19 protein-coding genes, 1 tRNA gene and 1 pseudogene are annotated in these 19,359 nt (G+C 62.1%); 7 read left to right on the top strand and 14 right to left on the bottom strand.

What is annotated here, in order from left to right; translation table 11 throughout:
- Positions 1–8: 8 nt before the first annotated feature.
- The 3 genes from C9427_RS09295 to C9427_RS09285 are packed head-to-tail and all read right to left on the bottom strand — an operon-like array spanning position 9 to position 1,419.
- Positions 9–263 (bottom strand): DUF1272 domain-containing protein, encoded by a 255-nt coding sequence (locus tag C9427_RS09295; protein WP_107648848.1) that lies wholly within the window; start codon positions 261–263, stop codon positions 9–11.
- Between the two features lie 24 nt (positions 264–287).
- Positions 288–590, bottom strand: a complete 303-nt coding sequence (locus C9427_RS09290) for an urease subunit gamma (RefSeq protein ID WP_006325996.1) — start codon at positions 588–590, stop codon at positions 288–290.
- A gap of 43 nt (positions 591–633) precedes the next feature.
- The gene (locus C9427_RS09285; protein ID WP_107648913.1) at positions 634–1,419 is read right to left on the bottom strand and encodes an urease accessory protein UreD; all 786 of its coding nucleotides are present in this window, start codon (positions 1,417–1,419) and stop codon (positions 634–636) included.
- Positions 1,420–1,680: 261 nt separating this feature from the next.
- On the opposite strand from C9427_RS09285, the gene C9427_RS09280 reads away from it, so the two are divergent.
- The 3 genes from C9427_RS09280 (at position 1,681) to C9427_RS09270 (ending at position 3,987) form a co-directional block, all read left to right on the top strand.
- On the top strand, positions 1,681–1,935 hold the full coding sequence (locus tag C9427_RS09280; protein WP_097571760.1) for an acyl carrier protein: 255 nt from the start codon (positions 1,681–1,683) through the stop codon (positions 1,933–1,935).
- A 4-nt stretch (positions 1,936–1,939) separates the two neighbouring features.
- Positions 1,940–3,148 (top strand): beta-ketoacyl-[acyl-carrier-protein] synthase family protein, encoded by a 1,209-nt coding sequence (locus C9427_RS09275; protein WP_107648847.1) that lies wholly within the window; start codon positions 1,940–1,942, stop codon positions 3,146–3,148.
- 134 nt (positions 3,149–3,282) lie between these two features.
- Positions 3,283–3,987: a glutathione S-transferase family protein gene (locus tag C9427_RS09270; protein WP_107648846.1), complete on the top strand. Its 705-nt coding sequence runs from the start codon at positions 3,283–3,285 to the stop codon at positions 3,985–3,987.
- Between the two features lie 19 nt (positions 3,988–4,006).
- Here the strand turns inward: C9427_RS09270 and C9427_RS09265 are convergent, their stop codons facing one another.
- The 3 genes from C9427_RS09265 to C9427_RS09255 all read right to left on the bottom strand — a co-directional run bounded on the left by C9427_RS09265 (position 4,007) and on the right by C9427_RS09255 (position 6,292).
- Complete coding sequence (locus C9427_RS09265) at positions 4,007–4,378, bottom strand: hypothetical protein (protein WP_107648844.1); 372 nt, start codon at positions 4,376–4,378, stop codon at positions 4,007–4,009.
- Positions 4,379–4,462: 84 nt separating this feature from the next.
- Complete coding sequence (locus C9427_RS09260) at positions 4,463–5,083, bottom strand: nucleoside triphosphate hydrolase (protein WP_107648843.1); 621 nt, start codon at positions 5,081–5,083, stop codon at positions 4,463–4,465.
- An 84-nt stretch (positions 5,084–5,167) separates the two neighbouring features.
- Positions 5,168–6,292: a hypothetical protein gene (locus C9427_RS09255; protein ID WP_107648841.1), complete on the bottom strand. Its 1,125-nt coding sequence runs from the start codon at positions 6,290–6,292 to the stop codon at positions 5,168–5,170.
- A gap of 189 nt (positions 6,293–6,481) precedes the next feature.
- On the opposite strand from C9427_RS09255, the gene C9427_RS09250 reads away from it, so the two are divergent.
- Together C9427_RS09250 and C9427_RS09245 are read left to right on the top strand one after the other, a co-directional pair.
- A complete protein-coding gene (locus tag C9427_RS09250) occupies positions 6,482–7,423 on the top strand; it encodes a D-alanyl-D-alanine carboxypeptidase family protein (RefSeq protein WP_107648839.1) in 942 nt (313 codons plus the stop codon).
- Positions 7,424–7,615: 192 nt separating this feature from the next.
- Positions 7,616–7,692, top strand: a tRNA-Arg gene (locus tag C9427_RS09245).
- 8 nt (positions 7,693–7,700) lie between these two features.
- Here the strand turns inward: C9427_RS09245 and C9427_RS09240 are convergent.
- The 5 genes from C9427_RS09240 to C9427_RS09220 all read right to left on the bottom strand — a co-directional run bounded on the left by C9427_RS09240 (position 7,701) and on the right by C9427_RS09220 (position 12,085).
- Entirely contained in the window at positions 7,701–7,892 is a 192-nt protein-coding gene (locus C9427_RS09240; RefSeq protein WP_146172527.1) for a hypothetical protein, read from the bottom strand.
- Between the two features lie 127 nt (positions 7,893–8,019).
- The gene (locus C9427_RS09235) at positions 8,020–8,652 is read right to left on the bottom strand and encodes a hypothetical protein (RefSeq protein WP_107648836.1); all 633 of its coding nucleotides are present in this window, start codon (positions 8,650–8,652) and stop codon (positions 8,020–8,022) included.
- A gap of 11 nt (positions 8,653–8,663) precedes the next feature.
- Positions 8,664–10,922: a xanthine dehydrogenase family protein molybdopterin-binding subunit gene (locus C9427_RS09230; protein ID WP_107648834.1), complete on the bottom strand. Its 2,259-nt coding sequence runs from the start codon at positions 10,920–10,922 to the stop codon at positions 8,664–8,666.
- Between the two features lies 1 nt (position 10,923).
- Positions 10,924–11,385, bottom strand: a complete 462-nt coding sequence (locus C9427_RS09225) for a (2Fe-2S)-binding protein (RefSeq protein WP_107648911.1) — start codon at positions 11,383–11,385, stop codon at positions 10,924–10,926.
- Between the two features lie 271 nt (positions 11,386–11,656).
- Entirely contained in the window at positions 11,657–12,085 is a 429-nt protein-coding gene (locus tag C9427_RS09220; RefSeq protein ID WP_107648832.1) for a GlcG/HbpS family heme-binding protein, read from the bottom strand.
- Between the two features lie 329 nt (positions 12,086–12,414).
- On the opposite strand from C9427_RS09220, the gene C9427_RS09215 reads away from it, so the two are divergent.
- On the top strand, positions 12,415–15,273 hold the full coding sequence (locus C9427_RS09215) for an ATP-binding protein (RefSeq protein ID WP_107648831.1): 2,859 nt from the start codon (positions 12,415–12,417) through the stop codon (positions 15,271–15,273).
- A gap of 300 nt (positions 15,274–15,573) precedes the next feature.
- On the opposite strand, the gene C9427_RS09210 is transcribed toward C9427_RS09215, so the two are convergent.
- Positions 15,574–15,822, bottom strand: coding sequence for a DUF1127 domain-containing protein (locus tag C9427_RS09210; protein WP_107648830.1), 249 nt, complete (start codon positions 15,820–15,822; stop codon positions 15,574–15,576).
- A gap of 236 nt (positions 15,823–16,058) precedes the next feature.
- Here C9427_RS09210 and C9427_RS09205 point away from each other — a divergent pair, with 236 nt between their 5' ends.
- On the top strand, positions 16,059–17,576 hold the full coding sequence (locus C9427_RS09205) for a winged helix-turn-helix domain-containing tetratricopeptide repeat protein (protein ID WP_107648829.1): 1,518 nt from the start codon (positions 16,059–16,061) through the stop codon (positions 17,574–17,576).
- A gap of 71 nt (positions 17,577–17,647) precedes the next feature.
- On the opposite strand, the gene C9427_RS09200 is transcribed toward C9427_RS09205, so the two are convergent.
- On the bottom strand, positions 17,648–18,040 hold the full coding sequence (locus tag C9427_RS09200) for a GFA family protein (protein WP_107648828.1): 393 nt from the start codon (positions 18,038–18,040) through the stop codon (positions 17,648–17,650).
- A 295-nt stretch (positions 18,041–18,335) separates the two neighbouring features.
- Positions 18,336–19,359: pseudogene (locus C9427_RS09195) on the bottom strand (calcium-binding protein); the annotation flags it as partial.

The following is a 19,359-nucleotide window of genomic DNA, read 5'->3' as shown; positions in this document are numbered from 1 at the left end:
GATGCCGGTCAGGCGGCCTTGCTGGAGCCGCAGCCATCGGCCTTGAGCACGCGCTTGGTCGAGGCGGGATATTTCGTCAGCTTCGCTGCCGGGCGGATCGGGCGCGGTGCGAAATTGCCGCCGCAGTTCGGACAGACGCCGCCCAGTACATGTTCCACGCACTCTGCGCAGAAGGTGCATTCGAAGGTGCAGATCAGCGCGTCCGTCGCCTCCGGCGGCAGGTCCTTGTCGCAGCATTCGCAGTTGGGGCGCAGCTCAAGCATTCTCTCTCCTCACCTTATCGGCCCTCACCTTATCGGCTCGTGCACGGTCACCAGCTTGGTGCCGTCGGGAAACGTCGCCTCGACCTGAACGTCGTGGATCATCTCGGCGATGCCTTCCATCACCTGCGCGCGGGTCACGACATGGGCGCCGGCCTCCATCAGTTCGGCGACCGGGCGGCCGTCGCGGGCGCCCTCGACGACGAAGTCGCTGATCAGCGCGATCGCCTCCGGATGGTTGAGCTTGACGCCGCGTTCGAGCCGCTTGCGCGCCACGATGGCCGCCATGGCGATGAGCAGCTTGTCCTTTTCCCTCGGCGTCAGGTTCATGCGTTTTCCCGGATGACATCAACAAAGAACGGCATAATCGGAATCAGAGTGACCATAATTTGGGCAGGCCCGCCCGTCCGTTGAGCAATTCAACGAGCGGAACCAGCCGCTTACGGAGCTGGTAGCCGTCCGTAGCGAACAGCCTCGCAAGAAGCTTGCCAGATTTCCTCACGCCCCAGGCACTGGCATCGCCCTCGCCGCCGATGATCTGCCTGGCCGGGTCGAGCAAATCCTCGGCGCGCGGCGAGACCATCAGCAGCGTCGCCATGGCGATGGCGCCGCCGGCCACCGCTGAACGGTCAAGAGTGGCCGCAATGCCGGGCCCGATGCGGAAATCCTCGGCATGAACGAGCACGCCTGCCTGGTTGACCCGCCAGCGGTCATGGAAACTGCCCTGGGCAGCGCATTCACCCATGGCGAGGCGGCCGAAGACGGTCGCCTCGAGCAACAGCGCCTCGGCATCGGCGGCGAGTTCCACATCGAGCCGGCGGGCAAAGGCCGATCGATCAAATACGATGGTCTCCTGCGGCAGCCAGGCAATGCGGCCATGCTCGCCGACGCTCAGCTTCACGCTCACCTCCGCGCGGCCGAATGCCGCCCGATAGACCTTCTCGCAGGCCTGGGTGGTTATGGTGGCGGAAGCGCCGGCACCGACTTCGATCTCCCATCCAAGGCGGTCTCCGCCGGTCAGTCCGCCGGCGGTGTTGATCAGCACGGCTTCCAACGGATCTGCCGAGACGGCCGGCATGCGGATCTTGGCGGAACCATCCTGATAGAGGCGCCGCAGGCGCGTGCGGCCGCCATTCCTGTCGCAGGCAAGCCGCGCCATTCCGGCGACGCGCTGGGCGGCCGGCAGAACCGAAGTCTGGCCATGTTCGATCGTATCCACGACACCAACGTTAAGCACTCGCACGGCTTTGTCGATATATACCTTGTTGCCTGACAGCGTTTCGGTTTCTATAGAGGGAGCCTCCTTGGAGCGGTCATGCAGCGCCTGATGGGGTAAAAAGGCAACGACGATCCGAATCCGGGGACAAAGGGGCGCTGATCAGTTGGCGTCGGGAAACGACAAGGTTGGGGAAGAAACCGAATGGCTGATCAGCTGGCAACAGACATCATCTCGAAGATCAAGGCTCACGCCGAGCCCAGCGGCGAAGAAATCACCACCAATACCGAGTTGACTGCACTGGGCATCCATTCGCTGGAACTGACCGAGATCATCTTCGATCTCGAGGAGGAGTACGGCATCGAGATCGAGATGAACACGGTCGATGCCTGGAGCAATCTGAAGAATGTGGGCGACATGGTCGAGGCGGTTCGCGCGCTGATCGCGAAAAAAGCCTGACCGAATGCACAAGCGCGTCGTCATTACCGGTATCGGCGGCATTTGCGGGCTCGGCACCAATGCGTCCGCGATCTGGGGCGAAATGCGCGCCGGCCGCTCGGCCATTGGCCCGATCGTCAATTCGGAACTGTATGACCTCAAGGTCAGGGTCGGCTGCGAGATCAAGGCGCTGCCCGAGCATGGCATCGACCGCAAGCAGTTGGTGTCGATGGACCGCTTCAGCCTCCTGGCGACGATCGCTGCACGGGAAGCCGCGCAGCAAGCCGGATTGGCGCCGCACGAGACCAATACCTTCCGGATGGGCACCATCGTCGGCGTCGGCGTCTGCGGCTGGGAGGCGATCGAAGAGAGCTATCGTGCCATCCTGCTCGAAGGAAAGAGCCGCGCCGGCATCTTCACCGTGCCGAAGGTGATGCCCGGTGCGGCGGCCGGCCATGTCAGCATGAATCTCGGCCTGCGCGGCCCGGTCTTCGGCATAACCTCGGCCTGCGCCTCGTCCAATCACGCCATCGCTTCGGCGGTCGACCAGATCAGGCTCGGCCGCGCCGACATCATGGTTGCCGGCGGCACCGATGCGCCGCTGGTCTGGGGTATCCTGAAGGGCTGGGAGGCTTTGAGGGTGCTGGCGCCCGACACGTGCCGGCCGTTCTCGGCCGATCGCCAGGGCCTGGTGCTCGGCGAAGGCGCCGGCATGGTGGTGCTGGAAACCTATGAGCACGCCATGGCGCGCGGCGCCGAAATCCTTGCCGAGGTGGCCGGCGCCGGCCTTTCCGGCGATGCGTCCGACATCGTCGCGCCGACCATCGAAGGGCCGGAGGCGGCGATGCGCTTCTGCCTCGTCGATGCCGGGCTCAATCCGGAAGATATCGACTATCTCAACGCGCATGGTACCGGCACCAAAGCCAATGACCAGATCGAGACGGCGGCGATCAAACGCGTCTTTGGCGACTATGCCCACAGGCTTTCCATCTCGTCGACCAAATCGATGCACGCCCACTGTCTTGGCGCGTCGGGCGCGCTGGAACTGATCGCCTGCGTCATGGCGATTCGCGAAGGTATCGTGCCGCCGACGGCCAATTTTCGCGAAGCCGACGCCGATTGCGATCTCGACATCACGCCGAACGTGGCGCGCGAGCGCAAGGTGCGTACAGCGATCAGCAACAGCTTCGCCTTCGGCGGCACCAATGCGGTGCTGGCGCTCAAGGCGGTCTGACCGCAGGCACCGTGCCATGATCCCGACAGGCTGAAACTTTTTGTGCGCATGCATATTGATCGCGCCGGGCGCTGTATTAGCTCTCCTTCGCCATGCCCGTGCCGCCCGGCGCAAATCCCCGCCCAGGAGTTCCGATGACCGACCTGTCCGCTTTTCCGATCGCCACGCGCTGGCCGCCCCGCCACCCCGACCGCGTCCAGCTCTATTCGTCTCCGACTCCGAACGGCGTCAAGATTTCGATTGCGCTGGAGGAACTCGGCCTGCCCTACGAGGCGCATTTTGTGGATATCGGCAAGAATGAAAGCTGGACGCCCGAATTCCTGTCGCTGAACCCGAACGGCAAGATACCGGCGATGATCGATCCGGACGGCCCCGGCGGCAAGCCGATCGGCCTGTTCGAATCCGGCGCCATCCTGTTCTATCTCACCGACAAGACCGGCAAGCTCATCCCCGCCGACCCGGTGCGACGCTACGAGACGATCCAGTGGGTATTCTTCCAGATGGCCTCGATCGGGCCGATCTTCGGACAAGTCGGCTTTTTCAACAAATTCGCCGGGCGCGAGATTGCCGACAAGCGGCCGCTGGAGCGCTACCGCGATGAGTCGCGACGGCTGATCGGCGTGATCGAGACCAGGCTGAAGGGCCGCAAATGGATCATGGACGACGATTACACCATCGCCGATATCTCGATGCTCGGCTGGGTGCGCAACCTGATCGGCTTCTATGAGGCGCGGGAACTCGTCGGTTTCGACGATTTTCCCGATGTAGCGGCATGGCTGGAGCGCGGCCTTGCCCGGCCGGCGGTGCAAAGGGGCCTCACCATCCCGGCGCGGGCCTGAGTAAACCGGCCGTAGCCGCCTATTTTGCCTTGGCCCCGGTTTTGGAGCCACCCTTGCCCATGACGGAAGCGGCCAGGGAGGCTGCGCCCCTGGCGGTGGCGACAACGGCGCCGGCGGCAACATTGGCTGTCGTCTTGACCGTGCGCATGGCGCTGCCCGCAATGGAGCCGCCGCTGGTTGACGGCTTTTTGGGCTTGGCAGGTCTTGGGGCGGATTTTGCAGCTGCCTTGGCCGCTGGCATGACCTTCTTGGGCGCCGCCTTGCCAAAAACCGGCTTTGCATCCTTGGAGCGCGCGGCGATCGCGGGACCGGCGCCCGTCTTCGACTGAACTGATTTTGATTGAACTACCTTGCCCTTGGCGGGCGCAGGCTTCCTTGCCTTGGTTGCCATCGGACGGTTCCCTCGTGGGCACAATTGCCGTGTCAACCATAACGGCCTGAAAGTCTTAAGGTTCCGGCCCGAGCCTTCTGCGAACTAGGCGTGATCGCCGATCACCAGATCGGCTTGCCGGCGGCGGGCAAGCACGCGGTCGATGTTCGGCATGTCGTTGGAAGCGATCCAGGCGCGGGCATCCTCATCGGAGCGGCCATGACCGTGCCATCGCTCGAGCAGCCGGCGTTCGAGCTCGGCGCGCGGCACATCGACGAAGATCGAGAAGTCGAACAAAGGCGCCAGCCGTGACCAGGGTTCCTCGTCAAGCAAGAGATAGTTGCCTTCGACCAGGATGAACTTGGTCCCGGTGGCGACGATCGAAGCGGCGGCGCGCGACAGTTCCATGCTGCGATCGAACACGGGAATCGCGATATCCGGCTCGCCGGCGCGGATGCGCTTCAGCAGCGTCTCGAAGCCGGCAAAGTCAAAGGTTTCAGGAGCTCCCTTGCGTGCGCGCAGGCCGCGCCGCTCGAGCACGATGTCGTCGTAGTGGAAGCCGTCCATCGGCACGACTTCCGAGGCACCCTCGGGCAGCAGATCATGCAGGCTGGCCGACAATGTCGACTTGCCGGAGCCCGGAGGGCCGGCGATGGCGACGATAAAGCGGCTCGCCTTGCCGGCGCGCTTGAAGATGGTGGCGGCAAGATGGGCGATCTCGGACATCGGGGTTTTCTGACCTGGATTCGTGAGACAATCTCGGCCGCATCTTGGCGACAATTCGCGGAAATTTCAAACTATGCCACGCATTCAGGCGGGAGCGGACCGGCCGATCCGCAGGAAATCGCTGTTGAAAGCAATTTCCCGCGTCGTGCCATCAGCAGCCAGGATGCGCATCTTTCCCTGTCCAGTCGCGATGTCGCGCGGCGGCTGGCCTGTGTTCCGAGACCCTTCCCGGGACTGCGGCAAGGCGCCGATGACATGGCGGAACGAGAGGCTGCGGCCTTCGGCAAGGGCAAAGGCGGTCGCCACGCCTTCCCGCTTCAGCCAGTTGTCGCCAAGCGACGCGGCATGGCCGAGCGCCGTGCGCCCATCCTCGATGCCGAGCACGCCGCGATGACGGCCGCTCCAGGGCGCGTAATCGCGCCCGCCATTGCTGATCCACAGCATGGTGACCGGCAGTTCGGCCGGGTTCTTCAGCACCAGCACCAGATCCTGCTCGGCATGCCGCGCCAGCGCGGTCCAGCCCGGCCCGCCATGGTCGGCCTCGACCAGCGTGAGAAAGTCCTCGCGCTCGAAGTCCATGCGGTAGTCGCCGAGATCGAGCGTGCCGCCATCGGCGGCGGGAAACCGCGTCAGGTCGGCTGAACGGGCGGGGTAGGCCAGGCGGAAGCGGCCGCGGGCCGGATCGGGCTCCAGCGGATCGTCCGGCGTCGCGGCAAGCCGCTTCGGCGAGAAGGCGAGCCTGCCGCCATTCTTCATTGCCGTCATCGGATGATGGGCAACGGAAATCGCGCCCGAACCGCCGGAAAAGATATGCTCCTGGTAGAGAAAGGTATGGCCGTCGCGCAAGGTCAGGATCTTGTCGACCGCGGCTCCCATGACTTTGCGGCGCAGCCTGAAGGTGGCCTGCCAGCCATCGGCCGTCGCCCCGGAGGCAACGACATCCCAGGGACTGTTCGCCGTCCAGCCATGCAAGGGTGCTGCCTCGACATCGCTGCGCGAAAACGGCGCGCAGAGAAAATCGCCGGAAAGGTGGACGGTGCCCTCGGGCAGGTCTTGCGGCAGCGTCTCGCGCGCCTCCTCGACCCAGGGCGCGCGATGCAGCGGCTTCAGCCTGCGGCCGTCCATGTCGACCGCCATGTCGGAGAGGTGGCCAACCGCAAGATCGACCGACACCGATATACCCTTTGCCTCGATCGTGACAATGTCCATGCGCACCCGCCGATTCTGTCGCATCAGCAAACTCGCTCAGCGCCTGTTAAGCAAGCTGCGTGGCCAGCATTTCACATCAGGCTGGCCGACAATCCCGGGCGGGACCGGCATTAACCAAATGGACGCGGCAACCGGGTTAGGCTAGATTCCATCAGTCTCAGCAACAGCTTGCCTTCAGAATAGACCATCTTGTCCAAACCGCGTCCCTTTCCGCTTATCCAAAGATTTGTCGCGGCGTTCGCGCTGCTGGCGCTCGTCGCCGGCTGCACGACGACGCCGCCGGAGACCATGCTGGCGGTGCCGGCGGCGCCGCAGAAATATGCGGCGATCGTCGTCGACGCCAGAACCGGCCAGACGCTGTTCGAGGTGAATTCGACGGCGCCGCGCTATCCGGCGTCGCTGACCAAGATGATGACGCTCTACCTGCTGTTCGAGGCGCTGGATTCAGGCCGCGTCAGCAAAGAGACGCGGATCCCGGTCTCGGACAATGCCGCCAGGCAGCCGCCGACCAAGCTGCGCTTCAGGCGCGGCGAGACGATCGATGTCGATTCGGCGATCCGGGCGATCGTCGTCAAATCGGCGAACGATGTGGCTGTCGCCGTCGCCGAGTATCTCGCCGGCAGCGAAGACGCATTCGCCGGCGCAATGACGGCCAAGGCGCGGCAGATCGGCATGCGCAGCACCGTCTTCCGCAACGCGTCCGGCTTGCCGGACGGTGACCAGCACACCACGGCGCGCGACATGGCGGTGCTGGGCATGGCGCTGCGCGCCCGCTTCCCGCAGCAGTTCCACTATTTCTCCGACGGCGACTTCATGTTCCGCGGCCGGCTGGTGCGCGGCCATAACGACATGCTCGGCCGGGTGCGCGGCGTCAACGGCATCAAGACCGGCTATATCAGGGCCTCCGGCTTCAACATCGTCACCTCCTACGAGGCCGACGGGCGCCAGCTCATCGTCGTGGTGATGGGCGCCGACAGCGCGCGCCAGCGCAACGACCATGTCGAGGCGCTGATCCAGCGCAGCCTCTCGCCGACGAGCGCGGATACCAAGACAAGGCTGATGTACGCAGGGCAGCAGCAGACCGCTTCGCCACTCCCCGGTTTGCCGCCACCTGGTTTGCCGAATCCATAGCTGGGCGAATAAGCCGAAGCGGGCGACGCGGGGCGGAGACGGGTGGCGAAGGGTGACGCGGCTGGGTGAGGTCGCGCCATGCCCTGAGGAAGCTATCCCAATTGACCGTTGAAGCCTGCTTCCGCTTCCGCTAAGAAGCCGTGACTGGCCGGTTCACCGACCGGTTCGTTTTCCGGATCGCCGATCCTGAAAGCACCCGTAGCTCAGCTGGATAGAGCGCTGCCCTCCGAAGGCAGAGGTCACAGGTTCGAATCCTGTCGGGTGCGCCAATTTCTTCTTATTTTCCAGTCAATTGCACGAGGTGTAGGTCAGGCACGACGACGCCGGGGCCCAGGCTGCCGGTCTTCGCGATCTGCGTGCCGGCGAGATACGTCACGCTCCTGCCGAAGCGCTTCAACCGCTCGATGTCGCGCGGCTCCAGGACAGGGAACATCTGGTCGTATCTGGGATGACCTGTTGCGAGGACCATGCCTATTCTTGCCAGCACTATCGGGTCATGCTCAAGTTTTGTTCCGTATGCCCGCTCAAGCGCAGCCGCCAGCACGATGCGTATGTCTACTGTGACGGCGGTCTGTACTGAATGCCAAAAAACAGCGTCATTCCGGGCATGGCTGTCCGGCGGCTCCCCATTCCGCCATGTCCCGCACGTGGTCCTCGAACGTTCCGGGCGGCGTGCTGCGGCCCTCCCCGGGCTCCCACCCTCGCGGGATAAACCCGCTTAGGGACGCATCATGCCGAAGATGATTGAGCAGGGCGACGGCATCGCGGCCGCCGTTGCGGGCTGGATCCCTGAGCTGCTTGCAGATCTCGGCGCCACTTTGGCCGTACCAAAGAAACTCCACCGGAGCAAGTTGCCAGGGAATACCGGCTCGTGGCGGCGCGGGAGCAGGGTCGTTCGGCAGGGTGGACGTCATATGGCAGGTCGAGCAGGGTATCGCTTCAGCGCCAATCCTGCTCACCCCCCCATGAATGTTCATCCCGTGGGCACGAGACTTCGTTTCACCGGCAGGGGTCCAGATCGGAATCGCTCGAGTGTCGACATGGCAGTTGGCGCAGCGCGGATGGGTGACCACCGCCTCGATCCGTTGCCATGCTTCCAGACCTGCCGCTTGGCTGACGCTGCCTGGCGGCAGTGCATCCCTGGAACCCTCCCCTTCCGCGTAAACCATCACTGTCAGAGGCGCCAACGTTGAAGCAGCGAGCGCAATGGCAATCAGGAATCTGTCCATGACTGCCCCCCTCAAACGAAGTCGATGAATTTGTTGAACGGCATCTCGCGGATGCGCTTGCCCGTCGCAGCGAAGATCGCATTGGCGAGCGCCGGCGCCGCGGGTGGTACGGGCGGCTCGCCGAGGCCCCGCACCGTATAGTCGTTTTCCAGGCCACGCACTTCGATCACCGGACACTGATACATCCGCATCGCTTCGTGGTGGTTGTAGTTGGTTTGCTGGACAGCGCCGTTCGCATAGGTCAGTTCGCAGTTCATGGCGTGGCCAAGGCCCCAGACGACGCCGCCCTGGACCTGGTTCTCGAAATTGATCGGATCGAGGACCTTACCAACATCGGCAGCCACCCAGACCTTGTCGATCTTGATGCCGGCATCCGTCATGGTCACTTCAACAATCTCGGCCACCGACGTGCCGAATGACTCGACGAAGGCGACGCCGCGGCCCTTTCCGTTGCCGAGCGGACCCTTCCAGTCGGCCATCTCGCCGACCGTTTCCAGAAGCTTGCGGTAGATCGGGATCTTGCACATGTCGATGCGCGCCTGGAGCGGATCGAGCCCGGCCGCATGGATCAGTTCGTCGATGAAGCTTTCTGTGAAGAAGCCGTTGGCCGACGCGCCGACCGACCGCCAGGTGGTGGAAGGCGACACGCCCTGCACCTCGAAACTCGCCGCACGGTAGTTCGGGATGTCGTAGTACATGTTCCAGATACCCACGGCCAATTGGCCGTCGGGGGCCTTCGGCGGCATGCCCATGCGCCCCAGCAGCTCCTTGAAGGGAGGCGTTGCCGCCACCTGAACATCGGCCGCCACGATTTTGCCGTCCTTGACGCTGCCCCGATACCTGCCCATCGCGATCTGCCGCGGGATATCCTGCAGGAAATCCTGTTCGCGCGAGAAGACGATCTTCACCGGCGTTCCGCGCAGCTGGTTCGCGATCTCGGCGAGCGCCCTGACGTTTTCGAATTCGAGGCGGTGGCCGAAGCTTCCACCCGACCACTCATTGTGGAAGGTGACCTGTTCGGGCTTCATGCCGATCGCATTTGCCGCAATGTACTGCACCGATTGCGGCGTCTGGTGGCCGACCCAGATTTCCATCCCGTCGTCAGTCACGATGCCGATGCCGTTGAGGGGTTCCAGCGGCTGGTGGCCGACATAGGGCGCCCGGTACTCCGCCTCGAGCAGCGTCCCCTCTTTTAGACCAGCATCGATATCGCCATCGTTGCGCCACTGCTTGGCGAGGAATTCCGGGGTGAAGGAGGATTGCACGATGTCCCAGTGCCCGGCTTGCTCGGCCGGGTATTTGGATGGTTCCCAAATGCACTCGACAAGGTCCGCCGCCTGCATCGCATACCAGCTGTTGGTCGCGATGACGGCTACGCCGTTCGATAGCTTGAGGATCTGCCGAACGCCGGGCATCGACTGCGCTTTGCTCGCGTCGTACGACTTGATCGGCTGGCCTTTGTTCGGGTTCAGTTTGACTGCCGCGTAGACCATGCCGTCCATCTTGCGATCGATGCCGAACATGATTTCGCCGGTAACCTTGGCGCGGGTGTCGAGCCGCTCCATCGGCTTGCCGATCAAGCGCCACTGTGACGGGTCGCGCAGCTTGACGTCGGTGACCGGCGGTATCTTCGCTGCCTCCGCTGAAAGCGCGACGTAGGGGATTTTGGTCCCGTCCGGCAGGATTACATGGCCCGCCTCGGTGCGGATATCTGCGACAGCGACGCCGCTGCGGCTGGCAGCGGCCGCCTTCAGTGTTTCCCGCGCAACGGCGCCGGCGACGCGCAGCTTCTCGTAGGTGTCAGGGATCGCGCTGGAGCCTCCGGTCATCTGCAGGCCGGATTGCCGCAGCGATTCCAGCGCCACCGCGCGCGCTTTCTCGGCCTCAGGGCTTTGGTCCGCCGCCATGAAGGGAGCCAGTTCGTGCGCGAAGCCGGTGTTGAAATAGGCGGGGCTGGGTCCGGCGAAACGGATCTCGAACTGGCCGAATTCCAGATCCAGTTCCTCCGCGATCATCACCGGCTGAATAGAACCAATGCCCTGTCCGATGTCGGCATGCTGTGCAATGAGCGTGATCCTGTCCGGGCTGATCTCGACCCACGGATTGAAGGCGACCGAGTCCGGGCCGAGGTCCGCCGCCAGCGGGTTCGTCGGGGCGGGAGAAGCGGGCGTCTCCTCAGCGCGGCCATATGACCCGAAGGCGACCCCTCCAGCGACGGCAGCAGAGCCAAATACGAAGGCGCGGCGGGAAAGTCCTGGCGTAGCGCCCATCTCACTCCCCTCCGATCTTTTCGGCGGCTGCGTGGATCGCGACGCGGATGCGTTCATACGTTCCGCATCGGCAGAGATTGCCCGACATGACCTCGTTGATGTCCTTGTCGGTCGGCTTGGGATGCGTTTTGAGCAGCGAGATCGCCTGGATCATCTGCCCCGTCTGGCAGTAGCCGCACTGCGCAACCTGGTGCTCGATCCATGCCTCCTGCACCGGGTGCAGCTTGCCGTTGCCAACCCCTTCGATCGTCGTTACCGCCTTGCCGGCGACGTCGGCCATGCGCGCCTGGCAGGAGCGGACGGCCTCGCCATCGACTTGCACCGTACAGGCGCCGCACAGGGCTATTCCGCAACCATATTTTGGACTTGTGATGCCGAGCTCATCTCGCAAAACCCAAAGCAAAGGCATCTCGGATACTACGTCGACCTGATGCTTAACGCCATTGACCGTAATATCAAACATCGTAAGCCGTCCCTCGGTTGTCGGTACATGGCTATTGCGCACAACCGTAATGGCGGCCTCAAAGGTTGCCAACAACGCGAGCAAGATGATTGTGCAGAATTTACCTCTTTTAACCGTAGCCGGGACGGCACCGCGCTGCATTGGGCTTCAGAAGCGTGAAATCGTCTTCCGGAGAACAAGCCGCACGCGCATTGAGCTGAAAGTCGCTCGACTACAAATCTTCATGTCGTCGGTTGAATGCGATGCGCGTCGATTTCGTCGCAACGTCTCTTTAGGCGTTGCTTAGGGTAATGGCTGCGACCGCCGCCTCTGCGACCGAAATGTCCTGCTCGACCGTGCCGGCGCTCGCGCCAACCGCGCCCACGATTTCACCATCAACTCGGACCGGTACTCCCCCGCCGAAGATAACGACCCTTCCGCCATTGCTTTGCTCGATGCCGAAGAGCGGCGCACCGGGCTGCGCCAACTCGCTCAGGTAGGCGGTGGTCTTATCGAACAGACGGGCAGTCACTGCCTTGCCTATGGCGAGATCGATGCTTCCGATCAGGGCACCATCCTGACGCGAAAACGCCATGAGGGCACCGCCAGAATCAACAACGGCAATATTATATGGAATTCCGAAGCTCACGGCCTTGGCTTCACCCGCCTCGAGCATCTGCTTCGCATCGGCCAGCGTGAGGGTGGTACGCGAACGAGGCATCAGACTGCTCGCTTTAGGATTGCTCTTTCGGAGGTCAATTCGGCTACTTCTCGTAAGCTGCTTGCGCGCGTCTCAAGATAAGGTTGTGGAGTTGCTGCCGAGCAGCTGTCCTAGTTTGAGGCGATTGCTTCGGAGCGCTTGGATGACCGATAGCGCGCAAGCGATTTCGCCTTCGAGGCACGTTACGACCAAACGTAGGAAATTGATGGTAAAAATAGGTAATTTTGATAGAGGAGGTGTTGTGTATCCGGCTTCCTATGGTGGGAGCAGAAGGACGAACCAAGCGGCGAACAAAAATGCAGATGCCTGGCGGCACGAGATGAAAAGCCATGAAGCAGGCGGAAGAGGCTGACGATAGCATCTACTATTTCGGCGACTTCCGATTCATTCCAGCTCGTCAATTGCTGCTTCACGACGATGTTCGAATCCGAGTAGGCTCGCGCGCGCTCGATCTTCTGCACGCCCTGGTTCGGAGGCCCGGGCAATTGGTCACCAAGGACGAACTCATTCGCTTCGCCTGGCCGAACACATTCGTCCAAGACGAGAATCTGAAGGTCAACATAGCCGCTCTGCGGCGAGCGCTTGCGACTATCGCGTCCGAGCACTCCTATATCGCAACCGTTCCCGGCCGCGGCTACCGTTTTGTCGCACCGCTGCGCGTCCTCGCCTCATCCGACGAGATCTCAGTCCCGGACTCGGTCAGGAGGATCACAGGCGAACTGCCCGCCACATCGGCCCTGATCGGTCGCGATGATGCAATAGTCGAACTCGCTGAACACCTCCTGAAGACCAGGCTGCTGACGATCGTTGGACCAGCGGGCGTCGGCAAGACGAGCATTGGGGTAACCATTGCGCGGCAGATCGGAGAGCCGTTGCAGGATGGCGTCTGTTTCGTCGACCTTGCGGTGATCGAGGACCCACACCTCGTCGCTCCAGCAATCGCTTTTGCGCTCGGAGTGCGCAGCAATCGTATCGATATTCTTCCGGGGCTTGTCGAGTCGATGCGTGGCCGGGAGATGTTGCTGGTACTCGACAATTGCGAGCATGTGCTGAGCGCTGCGGCGACGATTGCAGACTACCTGAGCGACGCGCTTCCCAAATTCATGATTGTCGCGACGAGCCGTGAACCCCTTCGGTGCAGGCGGGAGTCGATCTATCGACTTGCACCGCTCCTTTGCCCCGGGGAGAGCGAGACTGCGGCGGGCTCGGCGATGAGCTTCCCCGCAGTGGAACTGCTGGTGCACCGCGCTGCGGCGCAAGGCTACCGGTTGAAGGAGGCGGACATACACTTGCTCGCCGCAATAAGCCGCCGCTTGGATGGAATTCCGCTGGCTATTGAATTGGCGGCGCCACGTTTGTCCGTCAAGGGGCCTGCCATGCTGCTCGGCCTGTTGGAGGAAAGCTTCGACTTGCTGGCGTCGCCGGCGGACGGGGCGACGCCCCGCCATACCACGCTGATGGCGACACTGGACTGGAGCTATAGGCTGCTTTCGGAGCACGAGGCCCGTCTGTTACGTCATCTGTCCGTATTCGGTGGCACATTCGCACTGGACAATGTCCTCGGCGTGTGCGGGCACTTGGCGGCAGCGGAGCACCTTGCTGTCGGCCTGGAGAACCTTGCCGCCCGATCTTTGTTGTCGCTCAGCTACGATGCTGGTCGCCGGCACTACCGGTTGCTCGACAGCACGCGCAGCTTTGCGAGCGAACACCTTCGCTCCGGCGGGGAGCAGCCAGCCGCAATGGCCAGCTATTCACGTTACCTGCTGACTCTCTTCGAGAACGCCGAGGACGAGTGGAACTGGCGCACAAGAGAGGATTGGACTGCGCTTTATGGCTATTGGGGAAATGATCTACGTCGGGCAATCGACTGGTCGTTCGGCGCAGGACAGGACCCGCAGCTCGGGGTGCGGCTTACAGTTGCGGGGATTCCTCTGTGGCGCGAACTGTCTTCATTCGTGGAAAACCGATCCCGTATCGGGACCGCGTTGAACGCCATTGACGCGCTTCCCGGTTGCGATCGCATGCTCAAAGTGAAGCTATTTGCCGTACAGGGTATCAACCTCTGCCATGCCCGCGAGTTGAATGCCGCAATAGATATTCTGCGAAAGGGCGTGCGCTTAGCTGACGAATTGGGCGATGTCGAATATCGCGCTCGCATGGTCGGCATATCGGCCGGCGCCCAGTTTTTCTCGGGCCGTTATCGCGAGGCGCTGCTATCCCTCGCCGAACTCCGCGCAATCATTGGTGTCGCCGGTCCAGGATCCGCATCGCCAGACATCCAGTGGCACGAGTTGATGATCCGTTTCTGTTGCGGGGACCTCAACTACGCGCATGACGGTTTGACAAAACTGGCTCGCGAACATGGGACAGTGGTTCATCGATCACAAATCTCGCGGTTTGTGATCGACCGTTTTGTCGCCATCCGAACGTTTTTGGCCTTGGCAGCATGGACAGCGGGCGAACCCCGAAAGGCTTTCGAAACCTCGCTGGAAGCCACGGAAGCCGCGAGAAGTTTGGAGCATACCGTTTCGAGCACCTTTGTCTTAGGCTTGGGAGCAATCCCGGTCGCGATTTTGTGTGGTTTTCTCGATGTCGCTCAGAGAGGGGTATTGGCTCTGTCCGGCTATATCGCCCTGATCCAGGATGAAATTTGGCCACCATTCGCGCGTTACTATCAGGCTACAATCGACGCTAAGCACCAAATTCCGGGCGCGCTCGAAAGAATGCGCGCAGCCATCGACGAACTCGTCGGATGCAATCTCCTCGTTCATTTGCCGATGCGCCTTGCGATGCATGCGGATGTAGCGCTATCCCATGATCAACTCGACGTCGCCCGAGCCTCGGTCGAGCAGGCGCTAGAACATGCCCATCGGACGGATGAGCACTGGTGCGACGCCGAGCTGAGGCGCCTCCAGGGCATGATGCACTGGCGCGAGAGGGATATCGACGGGGCGGAGTCTCGACTGCACGAAGCCATTCGGCTGGCTCGACAGAGCGGCGCTTTGAGTTTCGAATTGCGCGCAACAACAAGTTTGGTTGAACTAGGGGCGGTGACGGGCCAACGTGACGCCGCACTGACGCAACTTGCCTCGATCTTGCGGCGCTTCGACAACAGCTTTCCCTCTGCAGATGTGATGGCGGCACGCAATCTAGTTAAAGCTCATCTGCCAACTCGAGCGCAAACCTAGGATCATGCCCGCAGGTTTGAACCGCTCCGTCGTACCGTCGGCGCTGATCGACTTCAAATTTGTTTTGTGATTTCAGTGGCATAGCGCGCAATCGGGTAGAAGTGGATAGTTTCGGCGAAAGCCACTATCCATTCTCCGAAGGTAGAGGTCACAGGTTCGAATCCTGTCGGGTGCGCCAATTCCCCCAGGTGTACGGCCCGGAGACATCGGTAACGTTTTGTACCTGAGACATGAGCGACAATACTCGATCGGGATATTCCGGGGGTCGTTGTGCTGTAAGGTCTCGCGGTTCTTCGCACCTTATCGTTGCCAGAAGGGCAGCTTGGCGATCTCTTCCTCGACCTGCCGTCTCGTCAGGCCGATATCGTCGATCAAATGGGGATTGTCCTGCGACATTCTTTTGAGGTCCCAGCGAAAACGTGTCTGCTCGCGCCAGGTCGCGATAGTGTCTCGCAGGGTCGTCAGGCGCCGACGCGAAACTGCCGCCAGCCCCACGGGCGTTTCCGGCCGCGCTGCCTGATGCGGAGCCGACGCAAGGGTATCGTTCATGGCAACCTCCTATGGTTTGAGGGTCCGGTGACCCTCGACCTGAAAGAGGTTGAATTCTGCAGGATACGACCGGCGTCGTAATTAAGCTCTCCCAAATAGTTCTCAAAACTTCCAAACGGGCTAGAGCAGTTCACCGGTTCCTGGAACCGACAAACTGCTCTAACTCTTTGTTTTGACGCAATTCCGGACAGAAAACCGTCTCACACTTTTCCTGGAATTGCTCTATAGATGCGCCCATGGGATCGCGCTTTGCCTTTGGTCCGTTCGTGCTTGATTCCGATGCGGGAACGCTGCTTCGGAACGATGTCCCCGTTGCCGTTGGCTACCGCGGGCTTAAGCTGCTTGCGGCGCTCGTCGAACGGCCCGGCGAAATCCTTGAGAAGGCCGAGTTGATGGATGCGGCATGGCCGGGCACGGCCGTCGAGGAAGGCAACCTCACCGTCCAGATCTCGCAGTTGCGCAAGCTGCTTGGTCCGTCCGGCGATGCCAGCAATGGGGGCGGTGAATGGATCGCCACGGTTCCGCGCGTCGGTTACCGCTTCACCGGGGCCATCGAACAGCTCGGCAGCGCGAAGCGAAAACCTTTGCCGCTGCCCGACAAACCATCGATAGCGGTGCTGCCCTTCGTCAATTTCAGCAACGATCCCGAGCAGGACTCCTTCGCGGATGGATTGACCGAAGACCTGATCACTGACCTGTCCAGGATCTCCGGCCTGTTCGTCATCGCTCGCAACTCGACCTTTGCCTACAAAGGAAAGGCGATGGACGTGCGGGGGATCGCCGAGGACCTTGGCGTGCGCTACTTGTTGGAGGGTAGTGCAAGACGTGCCGCTGGGCGTGTGCGCATCAACGCACAGCTGGTCGACGCGGCGAGCGGCGAACATCTATGGGCGGAACGCTTCGATCGCAGTTTGGAAGATATCTTTGCGGTTCAGGACGAGGTGACGGCCACGATCGTGGAGGCCTTGCTCGGCCGGCTGCGTGCACCGCCACCGCGCAATCGGCCCAAGAATCTCGAGGCTTACGATCTCTGCGTGCGGGCGCGCAAGCTGATCGACGATTCGCCGCAGACGGCGCGGGAAGCGCATCTGATGCTCACCCGCGCGGTCTCGCTCGATCCGGGATACGCCGAGGCCTATCGCTGGCTTGCCATGAACCACTGGATGGGATGGGTGCATTGGGGCCAACCCATTGAACCTAACCGTGGCATTGCCTTGGAACTGGCGCGTAAGGCTGTAGCGATCGATCCCAACGATGCCGGCTGCCATTGGGTGCTGGCCAACCTGCTTGCCTATGAGCGCAGCTTCGACGAGGCGGATGCGGAATTCGCCAAGGCGTTCGAGCTCGACCCGAACGAGGCCGACGCCTGGGCGACACTGGCCGACATCACGACACTGGCCGGGCGCGTCGAGGAAGGCCTTGAGCAGATCCGCAAGGCGTTCCGACTGAATCCGTTTCCGGCAAGCTGGTACTATCTGACGCTCGGCCAGGCGCAATATGCGGCGCGCGAATACGAAGCCGCGGTCGAGACACTGCGCAGGGACGAGACTTATCGCACAAGCTCACGCCGTTTCCTGGCGGCAAGCCTCGCGCAACTCGGCCGGCTCGACGAGGCGCGCGCGGAGGTTGAGCTGTTCCTTGTCAGCAACCCGCATTTCACAACCCGCTTCTGGGTCACGACGGAGCCATTCCGCGATGCTGCAACGCTCGATCATTTCGTCGATGGCTTCCGCAAGGCCGGCCTTCCGGAGTGATGCGTCAGGTTTTGATGAAGGCAATCTCGGTCAGCTCGTAGCGCCGCCCTCGCACCGTTCGTGTGTGCGACTTACTCCTCCGAGCGACCCGTGGCGTCACGATCGCGCTCGTATCGCCTCGTAAGCGGAAACGGCGGCAACCAGGATTCGCGACGGACGGTCCAGCTTTCGTAGGTCGGCATAAGCTGGTCGGGGGCATCCAGGGATCCCAGGTGCACTTCAATCTCGTCCGCGCTGCGCGCGAAAACGGACGAGCCGCAGCGAGGACAGAAAAACCGCCCAGCGTAATCGCGTGTTTCGCCATCGATCGTCACCGCATCCTGAGGGAATACCGCGGCAGCGTAGAAAAGGGCTCCATGATGCTTGCGGCAGTCGAGGCAGTGACAGATGCCGACCCGGTATGGGAGTCCCGACGCCACAATTCGGACATTGCCGCACAGGCAACCGCCGGTGAACCGGTCCATGCCGCGTCTCCCTCTGAAATCAAGCTGAGAATGGCTACCGCGAATAGCACTGTCATTGCAATTGCTGGCTGCGGCGGGTGGGGCGCGGCGTTCCTCGTGGCGGGCGACAGTGATCATCGGCTTCCAGATGAACAGAGTCTATTAATGACGCAACATCGAGGGCGTTTAGGTGGTGCCGGGCTCAGAGCTTTTGCGTGCAGGTAGTGTTTTCAGAAATCGACAGGCACAGCATTTGCAGGGACGCTATCTCGCCGGCCCCGCAAACACCGTACTACGTTGACTTCCGTCCACTCGTTCAAGTCACAAAGAATGAGCTTGCGGTAAGCGAGAGGCTTGGAGAAAGGGTGGCGAACTGTATCTGAGCCGCGCCGCCGATGCCGTCGCTGTCGAAAGAGAGCGCCCCGGTTGAACTGTTGTAGATGATGTGGTCGGAGCTATCGTGCGCGGTCGTCCCGGCAAAGAAAGCGGCGGCTGTGAGCGCGCCCGCGCCCAGCCCGGCAAAAATGGCGTTCTCGAGGTGGATCTTGTCCTGGGACGCGTTGAAGTCGGTGATCCTGTCGACATTGCCGCTACCAAGAGCGGTATTGAAAACGAAAATGTCGTTGCCGCCAAGGCCGCTCAACTTGTCGGCGCCGCCGCCGCCGTTGATGACGTTGCTACCGGCATTCCCTATGATGGTCTGGGCCAACTCGTTGCCGGTCAGGTTGATTGCCGTGGTGCCGGCGTCCTTAGTGGTGCCAAGGACTTCGATCGACGAGCCAGCCTCAAGCGCATAGCTCACAGACGTCCATACCCTGTCTTGACCTTGGCCAGCGGCCTCGATCACCCTGTCGCCGGCATGGTCGACATAGTAATCGTCATCGCCGCCAAGGCCGCTCATCTTGTCAACACCGCCGCCGCCATTGATGATATTGTTACCGGCATTGCCCTGGATGGTCTGGGCCAACTCGTTGCCGGTCAGGTTGATTGCGGTGGTGCCGGCGTCGTTGGTGGTGCCAAGGACTTCAATCGACGAGCCGGCCGCGAGCGCATAGCTCACAGAGGTCCACACCCTGTCCTGGCCCTGGCCAGCGGCCTCGACCACTTTGTCGCCGGCATGGTCGACATAGTAATCGTCGTTGCCGCCGTAGCCGGTCATTGTGTGGGCACCGGCACCGTTCGCCTTAAGAATATCGGCTCCGCTGGTACCGACGACTTTATCGGTCGTCGAAGATGAGCTGTCGGTTGGGGGCGGGATGGTTGGGGATGTGACGGTTGGAGGCGGGATGGTTGGAGATGTGACGGTTGGAGGCGGTGTCGTCGTCCCAGTTCCGGTCTGA

The organism is Mesorhizobium helmanticense, assembly GCF_003034915.1.
In the GTDB taxonomy this organism is placed as follows: domain Bacteria; phylum Pseudomonadota; class Alphaproteobacteria; order Rhizobiales; family Rhizobiaceae; genus Mesorhizobium; species Mesorhizobium helmanticense.
The sequence above is the reverse complement of the archived record's forward strand: the minus strand, read 5'-3'. Positions and strand labels throughout refer to the sequence as shown.